Origin of the sequence: Streptomyces sp. KMM 9044 (genome assembly GCF_024701375.2) — a bacterium.
Classification (GTDB): Bacteria; Actinomycetota; Actinomycetes; order Streptomycetales; family Streptomycetaceae; genus Streptomyces.
The window spans coordinates 1-21,628 of the sequence record NZ_CP113912.1 but is presented as its reverse complement, the minus strand read 5'-3'; the positions used below and the strand labels follow the sequence as shown (position 1 = coordinate 21,628).

Genomic DNA, 21,628 nt, shown 5'->3' with positions numbered 1-21,628 from the left:
CTGCGGCGGGTCCGGGTGGCGCACCGCGTGCTTGACGGCTGCTTCGACAGCCAGGGGGTTGTGCCCGGACTTCGCGACGTACGCGGCGATCGCTCCCATCAGCTGTGGCCCCTCGTTGCTCGCGCGCGGCCACCGGCCGGGCGCTGGGCAGGCCCGGTCGCGGAGGGCATCCGGCCCCGGACCCGATGATCTCCGCCTTTACTGACATCGCTACCAAGTTCAAGAGGACGGAAGAGGGTTTGACGACGCGGCGCGCAACCGAATGTACGGCGTGAACAGCGAGTTCTTCGTCCTGCATCATCTCGGGCGCCAAAGCGGGTTCCCAAGCCGCCCCGGGGGTCAGTTCTCCGATGGGATACGGACAGCGATGGCCTTTGCCAACCGGTCCGCATCCCTCGACAACGGCCCACCCTCCTGCGGAACGGTCACCAGGAGGCGCAACACGTCGTAAGCCTCCTCCAACGTCAGCAGCGCCAGGCGCTCCGCCGTCTCCGTCCGCGCGGAGAGAATCTCGTCCAGGTCGATGTCGATGTGCTCGTAGCCGTCCATGACCGGGCAACGTACCCGGGTCAGCCACGGTCACACGGAGCGGGAGAGACATCAGCCCCGTCCAGCGAGCGTGCGACGGAGCTGGTCAGAAGAGGTGCGGTGGTGAAGGGAGGTCGCCTGCGCGGCGAAAGGCTCTGCGGGGCTTCAGCCGAACGGTCGTCCTTGCAGGCAACAGGTGAGGCCCGGGGACGCTGCCCCCTCCACAACCACGCGCATCCCAACACGGACAGCCGCGGTGGCACTCCCGGTGCCGCGCGGACAGCGCACGCGGCGAGCGGGCCTCCGCCCTGGCTCGGGAGGCAGGACGAAGGCCCGAGGATCCGAGGCTGAGTCTGCACCGACATGACCGGGCTACTGCGCTCGACATCATCCGCCACCCTTGCGTGACCACTGTCCTTCTCGCCGGCCGTGCACTTCTTCGCAGAGCCCTGCGAAACGGCGTGGGTCGGGCGACAGGAGAGGCACGAGAGGATCCTGTGCCTCTCGTGCCTCTCCCGCTTGGTGTGGTTCGCTCAGCCGGTCGGCCGTTTCAGCAGTGGGACTACGACTTGGCGCGCGGTGGCTGCTTCGCCGAGGCGGAAGAACTTTACCTGGCCCATGGTGTGCGTGCACTCCAGGTAGCCGGCTGCTTCCAGTTCGCGGCGTGCCCGGGAGAAGTGGGGTGCGGGTACACCGATCAGCTCAGCAAGCTCGGCCGCGGTGCGCTCGACGCTGTTGTCCAAACCGCCCAGGATTGCGTAGGTCATCAACACGTTCTGCTTGAGATGTGACAGATCGCTTATGCGCACCTGCAGGGCTTCGAGCTCTGGGTATGGGCTGTTGCGTACCATGGTCAGGCCCTTCGTCGCTGCGCCGGACGACCCGGCAGTGTCGGCAGGTGGTAGGCGGCTGCTTCTTCGGACTGTTCCCGTCCGGGGAGACTGGAGACGATGTGCGGAGTCACCCGGTACTTGATGGTTCGACCGATCACATCAGCTACCAGGAGCATCTTGTGCTCGGCCAGCTTCTTCGCCATCCTCCTCGTGGCTTGCGGGGTTAGCCCGAGGTATTCGGCGGCCTCCACTGCTGTGGCGCCGCCCTTGCCGTTGTACGTCATGATCCCGCAGTAGAAGAACAACCGGAACTCGTTACCGGTGATCCCTGAATCGGCCGCGAGCATGGCGAGGACCCGCTCAAAGCTGAACTGGCCGTGCCGGCCGCCGAAGGTGTAGGACCTACGTCGGGCGGCCTCGTCTTCCCGTTCCAGCAGCTCGTGGACCTCACCAGTCGCGGTGTTGACCAGCGCACGGCTGCGTCCACTGCGCTCCCGATTTGGCACTTGCGACCCCTGACCTGAGCTTGTCTCTGGACGCCACCAACGTTACCACTGGCGACATGTCGTCTGGGGTAACCGAGGGAACCTGGTGTTTCCTTCACATACCCATGCCGACATGTCGCCGACGGTCACCGGAGGAACCCTGAGGTTCCTCCGGTGATGCGCCGCGCCATGTCGGCTGTGGGCGTCGAGGGAACTCTGAGGTTCCATAGATGACCATTGACGACATGACCATTGACGACATGTATCGGCATCCTAGAGTGCCGATATAGGCATCTCAAGGTACCGATGGTTCAGGAGTTTCTGCAGGTCAGAGCCTCGCGGAGGCTGCGTGTTCTCTATACGACGGAAGGAGCAGTACAAAGGAACCCGCCGTAGGGGAAGCCCTGCGGTACTCGCGCAAGCGCTCCGTTCCTCGGGGTGCCACTTGAGCACCCTTCCATCCGAAGGTCGGCAATACCTAGGGTCGTCGGGCAGTTACCAGACATGGCTGAGGTCTGAGTGGGTGCTGATTCACACGTGCGCCAACTCGTCAGGCTGCTGGCATCGCTGTGCTTGGCTTTCCTTGGCTGAGGACAACTACCGGTTTCTCAACCGGTCAGGTGTCCGTCATGGCAGCTGTAGTGCCGACGTCTGTGCGGACTGCGATGTGCCGGTTTGGTGTCAGTGAATCCTTCTCGGTAACCGTTCGTGACGTTTTGTGATCTTCGTTCAGGTGGTACGGCCGTGTTCGAACTGGAGCAGGACGAGGGCGGCCCGGGCGATCCTGGTGATGGCAGCGGGGTCGAGACTGACCCTGCGCAGCGCCTTGAAGGTGACCTTCAGCAGGGCGTTGGCGCGCTCGGCGACACCGTGGATGCCGCGGATGACGGCGTTGAAAGTCCTTTGTGTTTCTGTGAGTTCGCTTGCCTTGGGCTTCCTGGCGGGATGGCGGAGGCCATCGGCGGCGTTCTCATAGCCGAGGGACTCTGTTGCTCAATTGCGGAGAGTGACGCCGGCCCGTCGACGGGGCGCGTGGAACGGGCCTCGCGAGGAGGCGGTCCGGCCCCTCTCGGATGCGGTGCGTGACCATCCCTCGAATTGAGCAGCAGAGTCCCGAGGTCGGTCAAAGTGGGGATACCCAGAGTGGCGGCGAACTGGTCCAGGGCATCGACCAGACCGTGGGCCCGTGCGCAGGTGGTGTCGTGCTCATGGCCCGGACGGACCGGGGAGACCCAGATGGGCCAGCCGTCCGGGGCGGCGATGACCTGCACGTTCCCGCCGTGATGTTGTGTTTGCCGGACCACCACAGGTCGGCCTTGCTGGGGCCGGCGGCGGCCACGCGGTCGGTGCGGATGACCGTGCCGTCCAGGTTGAGGTGGGTGTACCCGGCCGCCGCAGCCCTCTCCAGCACGGTGGACAGATCGGGTGCGTGGTCGGCCGGGACGGTCAGTCCCTCGTGCAGGTAGCGGTAGGCGGTCGGCACCGAGATGCCGTTGTCCCGCGCAAGTTGGGCCGGCCGGGTGCCGTCGACGAACCGGCGCAGCACGAGCACCGCCTGCCGGAAGACGCCCAGCGCGCGGGTGCCCCTGCGGGTCCCGAGCTGTTCGCGGTGCCCGCGCAGCAGCCTCGCAAGGTGCTCGGCGGTCGCCCTGCGGACATCGAGCACGGCGGTGTAGGTGATACTGGACGCCACGTGGAGCCTCTGGTTGTGCGGAACGTGATCTTCGCAGACCCGTTCCTACCAGAGGCTCCACTCATGTCCGGCATCGAGTCACCGTCCCACCACCCGGCATCATCACGCACCGCAACCGTCACGTTGCCGAGAAGACCTCCATGATCTGTTACTGGGAAAGGCTCACTGTGCCCGACGATCTCCAGGGTGAGGCGGAGCTTCGTCCTGGCCCGGGTCACGAGCTTGTCGGCGTAGCCGCCGTCGGCCCATACCAGGGGGATCGTCTCGAAGAGTTCGCGTAGGTGGGTCAGTGCGGGCTTGGCGCCGTCGTGGTCCTGCACGCTCGCGGTGGTGACGATGACGACCAGGAGCAGGCCGAGGCAGTCTGTGATCACGTGACGCTTCCGGCCTGCCACTTTCTTCCCCGCGTCGTATGCACGGCTGTCGGCGCCGACGGTTTCCGCCGCCCGCACGGACTGGGAGTCGATGATCGCCGCTGTGGGGTCCGTCTCCCGCCCCTCTGCCTGTCGCACCAGGTCGCGTAGGTCGTTGTGGACCGCATCGACGTCGCCGTCCTGGAACCAGCGGGTGAAGATCGAGTGCACGGTCCGCCAGGGAGGGAAGTGACCTTGTGCGGTCGGCCCAGAGCGCGGTGGCGGCATTGCTGCCGTTCCGTTTCTCTGGGCCGCCGACCCGAACCGGACGTGCGTGTTGGCCACGCATCCGGCTCTCCACGTGGCTTGCCCAGCGGTCAGCCGTTGTTGGCTGCCGGTTCGATGGTCCACGGAGTCGGGATCCGAGCTCCGCGGTAGCGGTAGCGTTCGATCATGACGCTGGATGCGCCGAGGAACACGGTGCCGCTGTCGGCGAACCTCCATCCCTGGTCACAGAATCCCTTCAACTGGCTGCTGGGGATGCCGTGTTTGCGGCGGAGCCAGATCGCGACGCGGTGCCACGCGTGGTGGTCGACCGCGTTGAATGTCCGCTTCGCCGTGCCGTGTCGGAAGTAGGTCGCCCACCCGGTCATCGTCCGGTTCAGGCCCTCCAGGAGGGTGGCCAGACTCTGATTCTGGGTGTGTCTGTAGGTCCGTTCCGAGACTCGGTCCTTGACGGCCTTGATGGCCTTCTTCGAGGGCCGGGTATAGACGACGAGCTTGTTCGTGCCGCGTTTCCGCTGGCGGCGGATGTGGTGGCCGAGAAAGTCGAAGCCGTCATCGATGTGGACCACACGGGTCTTCTCCGGTGAAAGCCGCAGTCCGATCGGGGCCAGGACCTCGGCGACCTGCTCGCGCAGGGCCTCGGCCCGGTGGGCCGGGCCGCTAACGAGGACGACGAAGTCGTCCGCGTAGCGGACCAATCTCCAGTTTCCCGTTCCAGTCTTGCGTCGCTTCTCGCGCTGCCAGCTGGTGCCCATCCGGGTGTGCCACTGGACGTGGAAGTGCTTGTCCAGTGCCGTCAGAGCGATGTTGGCCGGCAGCGGGGAGAGGATCCCGCCCTGGGGAGTGCCGGTGGGGGTGTCCTTGGCGATGCCGTGGTGCATGACCCCGGCCTTCAAGAACGCCTTCACCAGCGCCAGGACGCGCTTGTCAGAGATCCTGGCCCGTAGCCGGTCCATCAGGGCGACGTGATCGATGTTGTCGAAACACGCCTCGATGTCGGCTTCCAGGACTACGGAGTAGCCCCGGCGGGCCAGATACACAATCTCCGCGATGGCGTCATGGGCTCGGCGGCCCGGCCGGAACCCGTAGGAGACCGGCAGGAAGTCGGCCTCGAAGATGGGCTCCAGGACCGCCTTCGGTGCGGCTTGCACGACCCGGTCCTTCACGGTCGGAATGCCAAGATCACGCATCTTCCCGTTGGACTTGGGGATCTGGGTGCGCCGCACCGGCGCGGGCCGGTAGGTCCGCGCCTTGAGCTCGTCCCTGATGTCCATCAGGAACGGCTGTACTCCCGGCCCGGATTCGATCGCGGCCACGGTCAGCCCGTCGATCCCAGCCGTCTTCGCCCCGGTGTTGCCCGCGACCCTGTGCCAGGCATCGATCAGGAACCCCGGATCGTAGACCAGGTTGTACAGATCATCGAATCGGCGCGAGACATCTGCCCGCGCCCACTGGTGCAACTTGAGCTGCATCTTCCGTACCGGGACACCCGGCCGCCAAGCGGCGGCCATCCCGGCCCCGGTGTTCACCAGGGCATCTTCGGACATTGCAGTCCTCTCCTTGTCTGTCACGCTGCCGCCCTTCCCCGTGCGGCCGGCTTTCCCGGCCTCGGAGTACTACGGCGGCTCCGCCCCGTCCACGTCCTTCGGCGGGCAACGCGCCTATCCCGTTCCGTGCTGCTGGAGGCGACTCGGGTCGGGAGCGGATCGCGGACGGTTCCCACGTTCACCGCTGATCGATCGATGGGTTAGGTGTCCGGCTATGCCCCTGCGGCATCGCCACGGTTACGCCGTAGACCTTCACCGTGGCCTCCCGGGCCCAGCAGGGGAAACCTGCCCGGGAGTTCACCGACAGTCACCGTCCTGGCAGGACGGGAGACTGCCGGATACGCGCCGCCAACCAGCCCATATTCACCGGATTGAGTGAGCTGGCACGCTATCTAGAGGCGTAACAACACCGGTTCCTCGCGTACACCTTCCCGTCTCGCTCACCGGGCCCGGCCCATCCGGCGATGCTGAACCGGCCCGACTTCGTCACGACTGCTTGCCGCCCTTCCTGGCGTTCCTCCAGGTCAGGCTGTCGTCAGCTTCATCTGCCCGCTACGACGAGCAGACGGCGGAGTCCTTTCACCTCCGCTCGATCACACGGCGCCTCGTGGCGCACCCCCTCGTAGCGTGGAGCCCGTGATGGCAGGGGAAGTTGGGATTCATGGGGTCCAAGAAGAAGCCGCCGTACGACGCCGAGTTCCGTGAAGGTGCGGTGCGCATCGTGTCGAGACCGGGAGGCCGGCCGGGGAGGTCGGCATCAACCCGGGCACGCTGCACAGCTGGGTGTCGCGGTGGCGGCGCAACGGGACGACGTCCTCGGACCGGCCCGTGCACCCGACAGCCGCCAGTGGCGGTGGCGGTCGGGTGCGGGAGGCCGAGCGGGCCGAGCTGGAGCGGCTGCGCCGGGAGATCGGGGAGAAGAACAAGCGGATCCGGGAGCTGGAGATGGAGCGTGATGTCTTCAAGCGATGCAGGGCCCTCTGGGTGAAGTCACCGAGAACGCTCCGGAGGCGGTGGTCGCCTTCACCAGTAGCCAGAGGGTCGAGCACGGCGTCCCGCACCGGGTGTCCTGCCGGGTGGCCGGGGTGAGCGAGGCGTGGTTCCACACATGGCGCCGGCGCCCCGACGAGCCGACGAAACGCGAGGCCAGGAGGGCGAGGCCGGAGGAGCGGATCATCCACTTCTTCACCGGGTCCGGCGGCACCTACGGCTCACCGAGGACCACTTGACCTGTGAGCGGAGGGCTGGCAGGTGTCGGTGAACACGGTCGCGGAGATCATGGCCGAGCTCGGTCTGCAGGGCCGCAAGCCGCCCAGGCGGCGGTCGCTGACCCGGCAGGGCAAGCGGAAGGCCGCCCCTGACCTGGTGAATCGCCGTTTCGACGCGGTGGCCCCGGACGTGCTCCGGTACGGGGACATGACGGAGATCGAGACCGGTGAGGGCAAGATCTATCTGGCCACGGTCCTGGACGCGTTCTCTCGCCGTTGCCTCGGCTACGCCATGGGCGCCCACCATGACGCGGCCCTGGTCGGGGCGTCGTTGAAGATGGCCACCGCGACGCGCGGCGGCCGAAGGCACGGGACGATCAGGCCATACCCCCAGGGTTCAGACGTCAGTCGAGGGCCGCACGGTTTGATCGTGCGGCCCTCGTGCTTTGAAGCTTGCGAATCAGGACGGCCGCCCGGATCGTTCCGGGCGGCCGTCTTCTGCTTCTCGGTGAGATGCCGGTCAGTCGCCGGAGTCCTGGGGGAGACCGTCATCCAAGATGATGCGGATGGTCTCGCCTTGTCCGGTGAGGTCGGTGAGTTCGACCGCGATGCGGTCGTAGGTAGTCATGGCGAGTGCGTAGTCGGCCTGCAGCGGGGTGGCGGTGGAACGGGTGTTCCACAGCTCGATGAGCAGGGCGATGAGGGAGCGTCCGGACAGGACGGTCTGGACGCGGCCCTCCTTGATGTCCTCGACCGAGGGCGGGGTGCGGAAGTGGCTGTGGTCGACGGCCAGGGCGGCGAGCCACTCCCAGGTGTCGCGGTGCGCGATCAGTTCGGCGGAGGCCACACCGGCGGCCTTCAACAGCAGGACGCCGTGGGCGACCTGCGGATCCACCGCGCCGGCGGAGGCCTGCGGCGTGGCAGCAGAGGACTGGCCGGCAGGGGTGCCGGTGCCCTGGTAGGCGGCCTCGATGGCGCGCTTCAGCACGAGGTCCTGGTCCTCGCCGGACTCGGGCTGCGGCCGGTGCCCAGTGTTCTCCATGGTTCCCCCCTGGGAGTCGGTGTCGGTTGAGACGGACGGATGACCTTCGGCTCCGGCGGACGAGACGTAGCCGACCTCGGGTTCGGGCGGCTGCGCAGTCCCCTCGGAACGTGCCTGTGTGCCTTCGCCGGACGTGCCGCCTGCCCCTTCAGGCGGCACGAAGGAACGCAGAACGTCGACAAGGTCCAAGAGCTGCCGGAGCTCGCCTCGCGTCTCATTCAGGTCGCTGATCATTCGGTCCTGACGGCGGCGGACCTCCCGGTTCTCCTCCCGCAGTCCGGTGACGCCTGCCTGGAGCTGTTCCAGGATTTTCAGGCGGCTCTGCGTGACGTCACCGTGCAATGCGGTCAGCCCGACCGTCGGGTCATCGAGGCGATCCAGACGTGCGAGTTGGTGTCGTATCGCCTCCAGTTCCCGCATGGCGTCGCCGAACGCGTCTTTCCACCCCACGTGACCCCCTGATTACTCCGAGCATGCGACCGCCCATACCTCCCCATGAGGACCTGGCGTGACGCGATGGTTTCCAGCCCTTCCCTGACCGGAACCACCCCTACCACCTCCGAACGCAATTCGTACGCTACATGCACGTGAAGAGTGCGCGGATCGTACGTTTAATGAGGTAGGGTGTTGGTCAGGAGGTGTTCAATGTCCGAGTTGTTCGACGCGGTCGACGCGCTGGTCGCGTCCCGCGCCGTGCTGCCGCCGCCGACGGAACGCAAGCGGCTGCGCGCCGCGCACGGTCTGACGATCGACGAAGTGGCCATCGCACTGAAGGTGCGCCGGGCCACGGTGTCCGGCTGGGAGTCCGGCAAGACCGAGCCCCGCCCGCCGGAGCGCGACGCCTACGCCCGGCTGCTGGACAAGCTCGCGGAGCTCTACCCCGCCCCGGCCGACGCGCCCGTGCAGGACGCCGCGGCGCCGGCCACGTTCACCGGCGCGCCCGCCCCGGCGGAAGCGCGGACTCTGGCCATAGGGCAGCCGTCCGAGGCTGCGGACATGACCCCAACCGAGAACACCCAGCCCCCCGCTCCTACTCCCGTCACCGCTGCTCCCGCGGCCGCGCCGCGTGCGGCACGCACCACCAGGCCGACATCGACGTCGCACCGCCCGGGTGCGAAGAAGGCGGCCCCGGCCGGCACTCCGGCGGACGGTACCGACCCGCGGTTCGAGAACGGCCCGCTAGCGGTGGTCGATGTCGAGGACGGCAAGGTGCTGGCGTACTGCACCGGCGGCCTGGTCCTGGACGTACCCGCCAAGTCCCTTCCGTCCCTGGTGGACTGGACACTCAAGGAAGCGAAGCTCGGTCAGCCGAAGCTGTCAGGGCCGGGCAAGGACGCCGACCCGCTGATCGTGCTCACCGAGGCCGCCCTGGAACGCTACGGCCTGCCCGTCACACTCGCGGAGGAGGAGAAGCACGCCGGGCGGGTCCCGGAGGGCCACAAGGTCATCAAGCAGCTGACCCGGGCGGAGTGGAAGCTGACCAAGCGCGGCTTCGGGCCGTGGGCGCGGATCTACCGCCCCGCCACCGGTTCGGAGCGCCAGTGTGTGCAGCTGTGTATCCCGTCATGGAACGCGCTGGACACGCGGCACTGGGGTGAGGCTGGGCAGCTTCCGCCGGCGGAACTCGCCCGCGCGCTGGGCGTGTACGCCTCACGGGTGATGACGCCGCGCGGTTCGACCGCCGTGACTGGCCTGGAGCTGATGACCGCGCTGCACCCGCCGACGCGCGCCTCTGAGCCGGACGCCGACGGCAAGCGCACCGGCGAGCACAACCCCGGCTCGCTGGGCAAGGACGCCATCGACCCGATGAACTGGCCGCCGTGCGAGGTCCCCGACGGCCACCCCGTCCTCAAAGACCTGCCCCGCTTCCACGTCCGCGGCCCGGCGGAGAAGCTGTTCGAGGAGGCGTACGACTGGGCAAGGCCGATGACCGACGCGGAGTGCACCCTGCGCTACCTGGTCGGCATCGACGTCAACATGGCCTTCGCCGCCGGCGCCAACGGTCTGAACGTCGGCCTGGGCGAGGCGACGCACGTCAAGGCCCCGGCGTTCGACCCGAAGCTGCCCGGCTCGTGGCTGGTCGACCTCTCCCACGTCGACCTGTCCCGCGTGAAGGTCGGCAAGGAGTGGGTGGAGCTGGACGGTTCACTGCTGCCCTCGCCGTTCACGCCGAAGGGCGAGCGCCCGACCGGCCCGGCCTGGTACGCGACGTCCACCGTCGCGTACGCCCAAGAGCTCGGCTACGAGGTGCGGCCGATCGAGGCGTGGGTCCGGTACGACAACGGCCGGTACCTGGACGGCTGGTACCAGCGACTGCGCGACGCCTACCTCGCTACGATGGCCGACCTCGGCGTCGACGCCGACCTCGCGCCCGAGGACTTCCTCGCGGCGATGGACGGTTACAAGGACCGCGACCCGGAGTTCGCGATCGTCACCACGGCGATCAAGGCGACGGTCAAGGGCGGCCTGGGCAAGCTCCGCGAGCGGCCCCGCGGCGAGGGCTGGCGGCCGGGCGAGCCGTGGCGCGCCCTGTCCCGCCCGACCTGGCGGCCCGACATCCGGGCGGCGGTCATCTCCCGCACCCGCATGAACCTGCACCGCAAGATCGTCAAGCACGCCGCCTTCACCGGGCAGTACCCCATCGCGATCCTGTCCGACTGCGTCGTCTACGCCGCCAACGGGCCCTCGCCGCTGGACTTCCTGCCCTACCGGGAGGACAAGCCGCTGCCCGGCGGTTTCAAGCTCGGCATCAACCCCGGCCTGGTCAAGCACGAAGGCACCCAGAGTGTGCTGTGGGGCGAAGAGGTCCGCGAGCGGTTCAACGCCCCGGAACTCAACCTCGCCCGGTACATCAAGGACGGCACCGTCACCGACGTCGACAACGGAGAGTAGGAGTAGGCCACGATGAGCCTGTTCGGGGACGGCCTGGAGGCCGCGGTACAGAAGGCGTTCACCCGCCCGGCACCCAAGAGCGCAGGTGCGCAGATGCGGTACCTGGTCAAGCAGCTCAAGGGCACGAAGGCGGTCGCCCAGATGCTGCGGGTCTCCCAGCGCACCGTCGAGCGGTACGTGAAGGACCAGATCAAGAAGCCCCGCCCCGATCTTGCCGCGCGTCTGGAGCGCGAGGTGAAGAAGCGGTGGCAGCCGCAGATCCGTGCCAAGGCCCGGCAGAAGGCGGCCAGCACGGGCGGCATCGTCATCGACACCCGCGCCCGCATGGGCTACACCGCACCGATCGGGTCGACGGACCAGGACCGCATCCGGCACCTGACCGTGGCCCTGCCCCCGCAGCACGCCGCCCGCCTCTTCGACGCCCAGGAGGCCGGTGCCAGCGAACAGCAGCTCCAGAAGATCGCGGCCGAAGCGCTCAAGGAGGTCTACTTCCAGGACGGCGGCCGCCGCGCCGGCTCCCTGGAGGAGGTGCGCTTCACAGACATCGAGCACCTCGAGTTCGAGCTGTAGCAGCCACGCCCCGAACAGCCCGCGGGCCCGGACCGACGGTCCGGGCCCGCTCGCGTGGTGCGCCCAGCATAGGCGATTGCTTGGGGGTGGAAGTCCCCTGGGGGAAGAGGTGGTGCTTACCCCGAGCCGGAGGCAAGGGCGTCATTGATGATCTGCGGGGTTTTGTCGGTGGTGGTTCGGCATCGTGATGTCAGTGCGGGAGATACGGGGATTCTGCAGGTCAGTTTGTTGCTGTGCGGGTTTCGAGTGGTGACATGGATGCCGATCTGGGGCTGACGTTTTTGGCGTCTGAGCAGGTCAGTTGGTTGCCGGTCGGTACAGCGTGGAGCGCATTGTTGCTGGTCAGGGCCGTGGGAGTGCTCCGGTGAGCGCCGCCTGGTGAAGGCGAGCAGCATCCTCTTGCCGCAGGGGGCCGAACGCGTAGCGGATTCCTGTTGCGGTGAGGGTGAGTTGTTCTCCGTCTCGGGCGGTGATGAGGGAGAAGAGCGGGTTGTCCGGGGCGCGGTCCTTCAGCTGACTGTGGATGCGGGCGGCGCGTATGAGGGGCGTGTCCAGGTGGGCAGGGGTAGAGCCGGCATCGGCGGTGGGTGGTGCTGTCGTGGACTTTGACGGTGGTTGCGTTCTCGTCGATGTCAATGGCGCGGATGAGTGCGAGCCGATCGATGTCGGCTGCGGTGATGGCGTGGATGGTCAGGGCTGCGGCGTGCAGCGGGTGGGCCACTGTGGTCAGCCGGGTGGCGAGGACGTCTCGCGCCGTGAAGTCGTCTCCGTGCAGGGACGGTGAGGCGCTGCCAGGGGTACCCGCGGGGGCGCCCTGGCACGGGGTCCGCGCGAGACGGTCCACCACTACGCCGTCCAACGGTGCTCGAGGGGGTCCATGGCCCGTCGTCTTGGCAGGGTGCGGGGTCGGAGTGCCGGTGCTGTTCAGGGTTCGGGATGTCGGCCAGTGGGTGTTCCGTCTGCTCCAGGGCGACGCGTGCGTGGGGGAGGGCGCCGATGATGTGGTGCGGGGTCTCGTCGAGGAGCGTGGTCAGTGTGGGGCTGACCGGGCGGTGCCAGAGGAGGGTGAGGTGGATGCCGCAGCGTTCGCGGAGGGTGAGTAGTTGTCTCTGGCGGGCGGTGGTGAGGCGGTCGGTGCGGCAGACGATGAGGTGCCCGATGTGGTGGGTGAGGACCCAGGCGGCGACGGCGTCCCAAGCGGGGTGTTGGGAGTCGGCCCAGGTTCCGTGGGTTTCTCCGCCTTGAGGAGGCGTTTGCCCAGGGAGTAGAGCAGGTCGTGCGCGAGGGCGGCGGGTGCGCCATTGGCGGGGCTGGGGTCGATGGTCAGACGTCCGATGGCGGGGCGTGTGCGGCATGTGCGGCGGCCGTCCATGCGGGGTGGTCGTCTTTGTCGACGAGGACGACTCTGTTGCTCTATTCGGGGGAGGGTCACGCACCGCGTCCGAGAGGGCCGGCCGGGGCCGGACCGCCTCCTCGCGAGACCCGTTCCCTGCGCCCCGCCGACAGGCCGGCGTCCCTCTCCGCAATGGAGCAACAGAGTCGAGGACAGTGACGGCTGGGAGGCCGCTGGCGGTCACTACATGCCGCCGATCTTGCTGTAGACCCAGCGCACGAGGTCTTCGTCGACCTGCCCGAGGTTGAGTTTCTTCATGCCGGCGAGGACGTGAGTGGTGATGTTGGCCCAGTTGCGGAAGCTGCCGTGGGCGGCCTGCTTGTCGATCGCGTCGATCAACGCGGTGTCCACGTCTGCCCACACGGGGTGGAAGGCGGGGATCGTGGCCCGTACCTCGTCCTTGGACATGCGGGTGAACTCTTGCCAGATGAAGATCCTGGACGCCAGCATGGGCTCGCGGCGCAGGACCTTGTAGCAGCCGTCGCCCCCGGCGAAGATCACCGCGATGTTAGTGCGTTTGTCGTCCCACAGGTGGCGCCAGAACTCGAACCCGGTCTTCTTCATCCACTGCGCCTCGTCGCAGACCAGGACCCGGAACTCCTCCGCGAGTGCCTCCTTGAGGAGGGTGTCGAACTCGATCGGGCGGGCCGGCGGCTCACCGGGCAGCCCCAGCGCCTGGAAGAGACCATGGCGGATGTCACGCGGGGTCGGTCCGGCCCGTAGTTCCAGGCGGTGGGTGATGTCCGGGGCGAGGTGGCGCAGCGCGGAGTTCACCGACATCGTCTTGCCGGATCCGGCCGGCCCGTAGACGCACATCATGGCCTTGGCCTCGATGACGGCCTCGATGTTGTCCCGGGTGGTCAGCAGCGTGTCGGTACCGACTAACTGGGCCTGCTCCAGGCCCAGGAAGTGGTCTTCGCTCTCGTCGGGCAGCAGCCCGTAGTCCAGCTCAGCGATCATCAGCTCTTGTCCTCATCGGGAGTGGGTGTGCGCGGGGGCCTGGGGCGGGCCCAGGTATCGGGCGCGGGGCCGTGCGGAACGAGATCGGGACGGGCCAGCGCGCGGCGGTCCGTCTGCGCGGCCGCGTCCAGTTCCTCTTCGGCCTGCGCGGAGGTCGAAGAGGTGAGAGGTCGGGGCGGGGCGGCGGTGGTGGAGGCTTCGAAGCGCCGGCGGCGCAGTTTCTCCGCGGCTTTCAGATCGGCCTTGAGCTGGCGGGCGGCCGCGGTCCGTGCTGCCTGGACGGAGCGGATCTGCTCCCGGCTTGCCGCGGCGGCCAGGAACGCCGACCCGAGATGGTGTCCGGTCGCCGCGTCGAAGACTTCGATGGTGTCGTCGTGGTGGGGCAGGTGCCGGACCGAGACTTTGGTGCCGGTCCGGCCGTTCATCCACGGAGCGAGGTAGTCGCGGCGGCGCCACCGCACACCGGACGTGCTGATCGTGTACGTACGACCGTCGTCCTCCAGGGCGAACGTCGCCAGCTGACCCGCGGACACATCCGTGAGTGGCGTCGCGTCGGCCTGCCACGCTTGGAGGGGGGTTTTCCCGTTCAGTACGGACGGCTGGTGGCGGGTGTTCCACCAGGTCACCCAGTCCAGCAGCAGTCCCACGAACGCCTCATACGTCAGGGGCGGGGCGTCGGGGTCGGCGAGATGGCCGCCGTTAAGTTTCTGGCGGCCGGTGTAGCGGGGAGTGAGGCGAGGAACATCTCCTCCACCGCGTCGTTCAGCGCCTCGATCGTGCCCTTCAAGTGCGGCGTGTAGGCGGGCAGGTCGGTCACGGGGACGGCGAGCGCGCCCATCGCCGCAGTGACCGCCTGGCACAGGAACTCCTTGCCGCGGTCCACCCGGATCTGATTGGGCAGCCTGCCCACCGGCCCGAACGGGGCGCTGCGGGTGATCGCGATCCGCAGCGAGGCCAGCACCGCGTCCCGGCTCGGCGCGTGCGCGGTGACCGCCACCCCGGCGATCGCTTTGGTGGCGCAGTCGATGAACCAGGTCACCCACGGTGTGGCCAGCTCGCCCTCCACGTCGACCTCGACGGGCACGTGCTTGTGGTCGCCCTCCCACGCCGCGTTGCGGTGCGTCGGCGGGCGCTGCCCGAACACGTCGTAAGCACGGCGGGCGGCTTCCCCACTCTTCAGCCCGGCCCGCTCGCCGCGGGTCAGGTCGCGGCGGATCGCCCGGTGCAACGTGGAGAGCGACGGCACCGCGGGCGCTTCCGGATCCTCGGCCGCCCGCTGCACCAGCTCGGCATGGACCCGGGAGGCGTTACCGCCCCACAGCGCCAACAACCGCCGGACCTCCGTGGTGACCGTGAAACGGGACGACTCCACCCGGGCGAGGCGGTGGTCCTCCCGGGCAGCGGCCAGCCACCGCCACACCGTCCGCTCCGACTTCCCCAACGCCTGCGCCACCAGACGCACATGCGCGGCGCTCAGCTCTCCACGTTCGTCGAGGTCCAGCAGCCGGGGAATCGCCGCCGCCCGGCCCGCCGCCGGCGGGAACACGGCATCCGGGCTGTCTTGCTGATGCTCGCCACGGCTTCCCGGCACACGCGGCCCCTCTCGCCGAGTACGGGACAGCACGGCCTTGCTGTCCTGGTCCCAGGTATCCCAGCCCTTCGGCACCCAACTGACCGGAATCGGCATACGACTGACAGCAACCATCGCCATCCGATACAGCCGGCCCGCCTGCGAGGCCGCACGGCAGCCCAACCCTCTCGATCCCGGAGGCATGACGGCTTCTTACGGTCCTGGTGTGACCGGGGCCGGATGCTGGATCCGCTGGAGCATCTGTTCCATGACGGGGACGGGCAGGGAGGGGTGTCGGGCCGCGGTTTGTGCGGTGTCGGCGTCCCGCAGCAACCGGATTATCACCCGGGCGGGCAGCCTTGGATGCAGGGCGGCGGCGTAGCGGACACGTTCGTGCGGGTCGTCGAGCAGCCGGACCGCCGATGCGGGCGAAAGACGTAGGTCGGACGCGGCCCGGTGCCGTACTTCCTCGTTGCTGTCCCGGCTGAACCTCTCCACCAGCTCTGGCGTGGACTCCGGGTCGTCCAAGGCCAGCTGGCGCATTCTGGCGTTCGGGTCGTCGGCGTAGCGCAGCAGGTCGCGGCGGGGGAAGTTGGGGTGGCCGTGAGGGCGGTCGGGGGTACTGAGGCTGCCGGTCCACCACTGCCACACCCGCAGGAGCATGTCGGCGGGCGCGTCGTCGCAGGATTCCGCGAGGAAGAGCTGGACGACGCGGTCGTCGTCGCGGGCGAGACGTTCGACGACGTCCGCAGGGAGGTGCCGGGCCCGGGCAACGCTCCTGCGGATCAGGGGGTGGGAGGAGGCGGCCAGGCGGCGCATGGCGCCGGGATCCTCGTGCAGTGCCATGACCCAGTCGAGCGGGTAGTAGTGCCCGCGCGGGTCGAAGTCGATGGGGATGCCCGCCCGCTGCTCCTCGGTGATGTCAGCGCGTGTGGCCACCACGAAGCGGACGTTCTCGTCAGGGTCCTGGGCAAGAAGTCCGACCAAGTCCGGGTCCAGGTGCGGGTTGCCCGCGAGAGAGCTGCGCTGGGCCGGCTCTCCGTGGTGAGCCAGGTGTTCGGCGAGGCCGCGTTCGAGGCGGCAGGACTCAACCGCGCGCTCTCGGACTCCTTCGGTATCGAACACCGAACGGGGCATCGGGTGCTCTCGGTGGTACCGCAACAGCGCCTCGATGCGCACTTTGCCGGAAGGATCGCTCAGAAGCTTGCGCCGGGCCGGGCCGTCCAGATGAGGCCAGGCCCTTTGGCAGGCTGAGGCGCGTACAGAGGGATCCTCGTCGCCAGCCAGCGCGGTCAGTATCCGTACGGGCAGTCCGCGAAGACGAGCTGTCTCTTTCCGGACCTGGACGGAAGGATCCGCGGCGAGCTGCTCGTACGCGGCGTCGGTGAGCTCGGCGTGCTGGTCAGCCGCCAGCAGGGTGAGGATCCAGCGGGGCCGGGCTCCCCGCTCGCCCAGGATCAGACGAGTCCACTGCTCCGCTGTGAGGCCCGGCTGGGCCTCGGCCAGCAGCTGCCTCACCTTCCCCTCCGGGTGGACGATGGCCGCCTCGATGACCACCGCAGGCAGACGCCGCCACAGGGGGAAGTGCGACACACCAAAGGAGACGGGCACGCAGGTCATCGGGGGTGGCCGGGTTGAGTGCCAGCCCGTGCGCCCACATCTCACGCACCCGCTCCGAAGACCCCGGCCCCTGAAACAGCGATGTCCAAGCGGCTGCCCGCTCCCGCGGGCTCTCCTGGGCCGCCGCCCGAGCGGCTGTCTCCTGCCGCTCTCGCAGGTGGTCCACGCCGATCAGCCATACCTCGTCTTCTTCAGTGGTCACCCCCAGCAGGATGTCCCCGTCCATCGAGAGGGTGACGAACTCCGGCTGCCCGGGCCGCTCGCCCAAAACTCCGGCGAGGTCCCACTGCTCCGTGAGCTGCACCCGCGTCCAAGGCCTGGGCGCGCAGCCTGTCCAGTTGCCCGCGACGTCGATCAGGAAGACACCATCCCCGCCGAAGATCCCGCTCTCGGTCCCGAGCCGGTGCCACTGCGCATTGAGCTCGGCGACCAGGTCCGCTCGGTCTGCCCTCACACTCACGGTCGGCCTGATTTCTCCCGCGACGACCAAGCGCCACGCGGCCCGGGGCGACGCTACCTCCTCGGTCTTCCAGTCCCCCGCGATGTGCAGCCCGGCGCGCCGCAGCATCTTCATCAGCTTGTCTTTCCCACCCGTCATGACTCTGCTGCGCAATTACCCGGCGTGATGACGCCGTGCCGATACGGCCTTCAGAGCGCGTCGCAGATGCAGGCAGGCCGGGCGCGGCCGAGCCCTGAAAGCACGGCACGTGATCGCTCGCCGAATTGAGCAGCAGAGTCCGTCATGGGTGCTCATCCTGCCCGACCCTGATTCCTTCCCCTCCAACGGCGGATGGGTAGACACACCAACCAAGCGCAGATGCCGGTCCACTTGGCCGCCACCCCTCTTGTGCAGTGGCTCGCCGCTGGTCTCGTTCGCCGCGTGCCGTAAAGACCAACAGCAGAGCCGCAGGCCGCTCACTCACCCGGTGGCGCTCGCGCATCTGGTCGGCTGTAGGGACTCCCCACTGACGGTCGGCGTCACACCCACTTCACGCCCAGCTTCCGCAGTGCGTTCAGCTGCTCCGCCGTGAGTTTGTCGCGCCTCGCGCGGGTGTTGGAGACCCATACGCCGAGCCGGACCGCGATCGGCTCGGCCTCGCCGTCGACCGCGATCTTCTCAGCGTGGCCGCGTGGTACCGGCCGGTGGGGGCCTTCCCGTTCCACCCACTGTGCGAGGGCTGTCAGGCCCCGCTGGAACGCCTGCTGCGCCTTGCTCGACCCCTTCGCCGCACGCCCGGCCGCCGGGGCGGGAGGCGGCGCCGGGGCGGGCTTGATGCCCAGCGTGGTCAGCCGTTCCTGCTGCTCGTCGGACAGCAGCTTCCAGGTGCCCGGCTGTTTCTGCCGCTTCAGCCACCGCCCGATGTCGTCGCCGTCCATCAGCACGCCGGGCGCGATGTCGGGCAGCACACCGTCGGCATCGACCAGGTCCGCGAGGACGCGGTGGTGCCGCTGCCAGTCCAGCGGCCAGGGGCAGTTCCAGTCCTCGTCGATCGCCTCCAGTTGCCCGGCCCGCACCGCGGCGCGCTCCGGGTCCTTCCTGAGGCCGCCTTGCCTGCGGAGGTTGGCCATGTGCTGCCCGACCGGGACGGGCTGGCCGCCGGCGGGGTCGTCCCACACCGCGTCCTGACGGGGAGCAAGGTGCCCTGTGGCCCGCCGGTACGACCGGAGCACGGCGAGCTTGGCCTCCCACACCTCCTCACCCGGCTCCCACACCATCCCGGCCTCCGGCGCGTCCAGCAGCTCCTTGCGCCGCGGTTCCAGCTCACCGGCCCGCAGCGCCTTCCGTTGCTGGTGCACCCACCTCCCCAGCGGAAAGTCCTTCGTCACTCCGACTTCGACCTCGACGTCATAGGGGACGGCGTGCAGGCCGGTGATCTCGTTCTCGGCCCGCCAGCGGAGCAGGGCCTGGTAGCCCTCGAGCCAGACCAGGGACTCCGGCCGGTAGACCCGCGTGCGCAGGAACGCCGCGATGGTCGCCGCGTCCCTGGGAGAGGAGAAGTGGAGCAGGGCCGTCTCGGCAACGGCGTCGGTGTCGTCCTCCTCGTCCTCGCCGCCGGCGCCGATGATCCGCCCGTCCTCGTCGCGCCTCACGTGCACCGTGCGCTGTCCGCTGGTGAGGGCGCGGGAGGCGAGCTGCTCGACCAGGCGTTCATCGTGCGAGCGCAGGCCCTGGAGCACGGCCACGAGCGGCTTGAAGCTGGCGGAGGCGACCATGTCGGTCGGGTCCTCGCCGGGCTCCAGGAACACCGGCACGATGATCCGGGCGACCTTCGTGGTGCCGTCGCGGTTGAGCCGCAGCGCGCGGCCGATGTTCTGGACGATCTCCACCTGGGATCCGCGGGTGTCGGCGAAGCAGACGGCCTCGACTCCCCGTTCGCCGGTGATGTCGACGCCTTCCCCGAGCACGCGGCAGCTGGCGAGGAAGGCGCGGTGCACCCGGCGCTCGGCCACGTCGATGCCGTTGGCGAACTGGCGAAGGACCTCGCGGCGTTCGGTGACGAGGTGGTCGCCGCACAGCCAGGCCGACCAGACGCGGTCCGGGGGGACGTGGCGGCCGGCCTCCAGCTCGTAGAAGGCCGCGTCGATCGACGACGCGGGGAGCCGGTCCGCGGCTGCCAGGTCGTGGTCGGAGGCGCCGCTGGCGTACAGCTCGGCCGCTGTCTGGGGCAGCTTGTCCGCGAAGGCTGCGGCCTCTTCCACCTTCTGGTGGAACGTCATCACTGTACGGAGGTTGTACGCCGCCGCGTGCTCCAACAGTGCGGTCTGCAAGAGAGCGAGGCGCCGGCCCCGCTGTGCCTCCTCCGTTTCCCCGAGGGCGGGGGAGGGGTCGTGGATCTCCAGGACGTCGATCTCGAAGCCGGCGAGGATGCCCCGCTCGATCGCCTCCGAGAGTCCGAGCTCGGCCAGCCACGGCCCGTAGGTCCCGTCCGGGTCGTCGGCCATGCTCGCGAGCTCCAGCTCCTGGCCGCCGGTGCCCTGCTGCGGCCGGGGCGAGGCGAGGATGCGCGGGGTCGCGGTGAGGTACAGCCGGAAGTCGGCCGGGATGCGGGCATTGTCGTGGATCGCGGCCCACGGCCTGCCGAGATCACCTGCGGTGGAGTGGGCTTCGTCCACGATGGCGAGGTCGAAACCGCTCATTTGCTGCCCGTACAGGCGCTCCCCGCCCGCCAGGGCGGCCTCCAGCGGCCCACGAACCTTCCGCTGGCCCTCGGGTGCGTCGATATCCTCGCGGTCCACCAGGGAGGCGTACGTAGCGAACACGACCACCGGCCCCGACCCCGCCCACAGCGCGAGCTGAATCGGATTCGTGGTGGTACGCACCCCCAACCCGTCCAGCACCGCATCGCTCTCCAGCGAGCACACCGCCACCATCGGGGCCCGGTGGCCCACCCGGCGCCACGCCTCAGCGGTCTGTGCGAGTAGGTCCAGGGTCGGCACGGTCACGAGGATCCGGCCGCCCGGGAAGCAGTCCAGCGCGCACGCGGCGGCGGTGATCGTCTTGCCCGATCCGGTCGCGGACACGATGGTGCCCCGTGCCCCCTCCGACGGCACTGATGATCTTGCAGGGAATCCCATCCACCTCCGAAACGCCGACTTCTGATCGACCTGGTGTTCCCGAAGCCGGATACCCAGCATTTCCACGCTCCTCCTCTGCCTTCTTTTCTGCTCGCTTCGGAAATCACCAGGACGGCGTGAAGGGTGGGACGGACACCGTGCCGTCCTCGCCCACGACGATCCGCTCGGCGAGCTGGGCCAGGACCTGAGAGGGGCGCAGCCCCGTCCGGCTGGCCACCGTCTGGATCAGTCGACTGGGCGCGGCGGACAGCCGGACCTCCGCTCGCAGTTCATCCGCTTCCTCCCCCTGCCGTTCCCCGAAGGCGGCCTGTGCCGCAAGAGCACCAGCAAGCCGTTCCTCACGCTCGCGAGCCCACACCGAGCCTTGAGCGTCCTGTTCTGGCTCGTACACGCTCCAACCGGCTGCAGTCATCAAGTCTCTGACGCGCTGCCACTCAGCGTGTTTAGCCAGCCAGATGGCAGCCAACCCCTCCGGTCCATCTCGAACTCGTAGAAGGAACCGTTCCCCCTCAACTGCTCCGCGGTCTCCCGCTCACGGACAGCGGCCTCCGCGACCTTTTCCGCAACGGCGGCGATGTCCAGGCCATTCGCTTGACGCCGGACCTGATCCCGCGCCACGTCCTGAGCACTCCACATGCGTTTTCCCTTTTCCGAAAGGCGCGGGCATCTGGGCCCGCATCGGGTGGTTGAGGGGTGTCCCATACTTCCGCCAACGCTACATGGTGCATCAACCTGATGCACCCACTACACCAGAACCCGAAACGAACGAGGCCCCCCACTCTCGCAGCCAGCCCGGCCCGCGAAGTGGGCCCCAAGGTCCTGGAGGCGCAGCTGGAAGGACCGTCAGGTGGGGGAGCGCAGCGGACCCGCCGGCCCGGACTGCAGCGCAACGGGAGCCCGGTAGCGGGACGAAGTCCCGCCGCTCCGGAGCGCAGCGGACGGAGCGTCAACCCCGATGCGTAGCATCGGGGTTGAGCAGGTGGCGCAGCCACCCGCCAGCGCTCCCGCGGGCGGAGCGCAACCCCGTGCGCAGCACGGGGGTTCGCTTGCACATCGCGCAGCGATGTGGTACC

General features: G+C 68.6%; 14 protein-coding genes and 4 pseudogenes. 5 read left to right on the top strand and 13 right to left on the bottom strand.

Annotation, left to right across the window (positions count from 1 at the left end; translation table 11 throughout):
• Nucleotides 1-339: 339 nt before the first annotated feature.
• The 7 genes and pseudogenes from HUV60_RS33110 to ltrA all read right to left on the bottom strand — a co-directional run bounded on the left by HUV60_RS33110 (nt 340) and on the right by ltrA (nt 5,724).
• Complete coding sequence (locus HUV60_RS33110) at nt 340-549, bottom strand: DUF6417 family protein (protein WP_257854015.1); 210 nt, start codon at nt 547-549, stop codon at nt 340-342.
• A gap of 512 nt (nt 550-1,061) precedes the next feature.
• Nucleotides 1,062-1,295, bottom strand: a complete 234-nt coding sequence (locus HUV60_RS33105) for a hypothetical protein (RefSeq protein ID WP_257854014.1) — start codon at nt 1,293-1,295, stop codon at nt 1,062-1,064.
• Nucleotides 1,296-1,381: 86 nt separating this feature from the next.
• The gene (locus tag HUV60_RS33100; protein WP_257854013.1) at nt 1,382-1,867 is read right to left on the bottom strand and encodes a helix-turn-helix domain-containing protein; all 486 of its coding nucleotides are present in this window, start codon (nt 1,865-1,867) and stop codon (nt 1,382-1,384) included.
• 708 nt (nt 1,868-2,575) lie between these two features.
• Nucleotides 2,576-2,827 (bottom strand): annotated as a pseudogene (locus tag HUV60_RS33095) (transposase family protein); the annotation flags it as partial.
• 158 nt (nt 2,828-2,985) lie between these two features.
• Nucleotides 2,986-3,245, bottom strand: a pseudogene (locus HUV60_RS34220) (transposase family protein); the annotation flags it as partial.
• Between the two features lie 47 nt (nt 3,246-3,292).
• Nucleotides 3,293-4,180: a transposase gene (locus HUV60_RS34215; protein ID WP_443047578.1), complete on the bottom strand. Its 888-nt coding sequence runs from the start codon at nt 4,178-4,180 to the stop codon at nt 3,293-3,295.
• Between the two features lie 89 nt (nt 4,181-4,269).
• Nucleotides 4,270-5,724 carry a group II intron reverse transcriptase/maturase gene (gene ltrA / locus HUV60_RS33085; protein WP_257848328.1) on the bottom strand — a complete coding sequence of 485 codons (1,455 nt, stop codon included), beginning with the start codon at nt 5,722-5,724 and terminating at the stop codon, nt 4,270-4,272.
• 968 nt (nt 5,725-6,692) lie between these two features.
• Between ltrA and HUV60_RS33080 the strand changes: the two genes are divergently transcribed.
• Both HUV60_RS33080 and HUV60_RS34210 read left to right on the top strand, forming a co-directional pair.
• Nucleotides 6,693-6,953 (top strand): hypothetical protein, encoded by a 261-nt coding sequence (locus HUV60_RS33080; RefSeq protein WP_257854011.1) that lies wholly within the window; start codon nt 6,693-6,695, stop codon nt 6,951-6,953.
• Nucleotides 6,954-7,002: 49 nt separating this feature from the next.
• A pseudogene (locus HUV60_RS34210) lies at nt 7,003-7,287 on the top strand (DDE-type integrase/transposase/recombinase); the annotation flags it as partial.
• Nucleotides 7,288-7,452: 165 nt separating this feature from the next.
• Here HUV60_RS34210 and HUV60_RS33075 read toward each other — a convergent pair.
• Nucleotides 7,453-8,424: a hypothetical protein gene (locus tag HUV60_RS33075; protein WP_257854009.1), complete on the bottom strand. Its 972-nt coding sequence runs from the start codon at nt 8,422-8,424 to the stop codon at nt 7,453-7,455.
• 195 nt (nt 8,425-8,619) lie between these two features.
• Between HUV60_RS33075 and tap the strand changes: the two genes are divergently transcribed.
• The 3 genes from tap to HUV60_RS33060 all read left to right on the top strand — a co-directional run bounded on the left by tap (nt 8,620) and on the right by HUV60_RS33060 (nt 12,220).
• Nucleotides 8,620-10,866 carry a telomere-associated protein Tap gene (gene tap, locus HUV60_RS33070; RefSeq protein ID WP_257854008.1) on the top strand — a complete coding sequence of 749 codons (2,247 nt, stop codon included), beginning with the start codon at nt 8,620-8,622 and terminating at the stop codon, nt 10,864-10,866.
• Between the two features lie 12 nt (nt 10,867-10,878).
• On the top strand, nt 10,879-11,436 hold the full coding sequence (gene tpg / locus HUV60_RS33065; RefSeq protein WP_257854007.1) for a telomere-protecting terminal protein Tpg: 558 nt from the start codon (nt 10,879-10,881) through the stop codon (nt 11,434-11,436).
• A gap of 598 nt (nt 11,437-12,034) precedes the next feature.
• Nucleotides 12,035-12,220 (top strand): hypothetical protein, encoded by a 186-nt coding sequence (locus HUV60_RS33060; RefSeq protein WP_269441303.1) that lies wholly within the window; start codon nt 12,035-12,037, stop codon nt 12,218-12,220.
• A gap of 792 nt (nt 12,221-13,012) precedes the next feature.
• Here the strand turns inward: HUV60_RS33060 and HUV60_RS33055 are convergent.
• The 5 genes and pseudogenes from HUV60_RS33055 to HUV60_RS33030 form a co-directional block, all read right to left on the bottom strand.
• Nucleotides 13,013-13,789: an AAA family ATPase gene (locus HUV60_RS33055; protein ID WP_257854101.1), complete on the bottom strand. Its 777-nt coding sequence runs from the start codon at nt 13,787-13,789 to the stop codon at nt 13,013-13,015.
• Nucleotides 13,789-15,302, bottom strand: a pseudogene (locus HUV60_RS34205) (Mu transposase C-terminal domain-containing protein). The gene HUV60_RS33055 and the pseudogene HUV60_RS34205 overlap by 1 nt, the downstream one beginning before the upstream one ends.
• Before the next feature lie 270 nt (nt 15,303-15,572).
• On the bottom strand, nt 15,573-16,970 hold the full coding sequence (locus HUV60_RS33040) for a HEAT repeat domain-containing protein (protein WP_257852366.1): 1,398 nt from the start codon (nt 16,968-16,970) through the stop codon (nt 15,573-15,575).
• Nucleotides 16,971-17,957: 987 nt separating this feature from the next.
• A complete protein-coding gene (locus tag HUV60_RS33035; RefSeq protein ID WP_269441270.1) occupies nt 17,958-20,615 on the bottom strand; it encodes a DEAD/DEAH box helicase in 2,658 nt (885 codons plus the stop codon).
• 43 nt (nt 20,616-20,658) lie between these two features.
• Complete coding sequence (locus HUV60_RS33030; RefSeq protein ID WP_269441271.1) at nt 20,659-20,946, bottom strand: hypothetical protein; 288 nt, start codon at nt 20,944-20,946, stop codon at nt 20,659-20,661.
• Nucleotides 20,947-21,628 lie beyond the last annotated feature (682 nt).

Excerpts from the sequence above, each read along its gene's own strand:
- HUV60_RS34215 (WP_443047578.1), bottom strand. The coding sequence starts at position 4,180 with ATGCCGCCACCGCGCTCTGGGCCGACCGCACAAGGTCACTTCCCTCCC.
- HUV60_RS33080 (WP_257854011.1), top strand. The coding sequence starts at position 6,693 with ATGCAGGGCCCTCTGGGTGAAGTCACCGAGAACGCTCCGGAGGCGGTG.
- tpg (WP_257854007.1), top strand. The coding sequence starts at position 10,879 with ATGAGCCTGTTCGGGGACGGCCTGGAGGCCGCGGTACAGAAGGCGTTC.
- HUV60_RS33035 (WP_269441270.1), bottom strand. The coding sequence starts at position 20,615 with ATGCTGGGTATCCGGCTTCGGGAACACCAGGTCGATCAGAAGTCGGCG.
- tap (WP_257854008.1), top strand. The coding sequence starts at position 8,620 with ATGTCCGAGTTGTTCGACGCGGTCGACGCGCTGGTCGCGTCCCGCGCC.
- HUV60_RS33105 (WP_257854014.1), bottom strand. The coding sequence starts at position 1,295 with ATGACCTACGCAATCCTGGGCGGTTTGGACAACAGCGTCGAGCGCACC.
- ltrA (WP_257848328.1), bottom strand. The coding sequence starts at position 5,724 with ATGTCCGAAGATGCCCTGGTGAACACCGGGGCCGGGATGGCCGCCGCT.
- HUV60_RS33055 (WP_257854101.1), bottom strand. The coding sequence starts at position 13,789 with ATGATCGCTGAGCTGGACTACGGGCTGCTGCCCGACGAGAGCGAAGAC.
- HUV60_RS33110 (WP_257854015.1), bottom strand. The coding sequence starts at position 549 with ATGGACGGCTACGAGCACATCGACATCGACCTGGACGAGATTCTCTCC.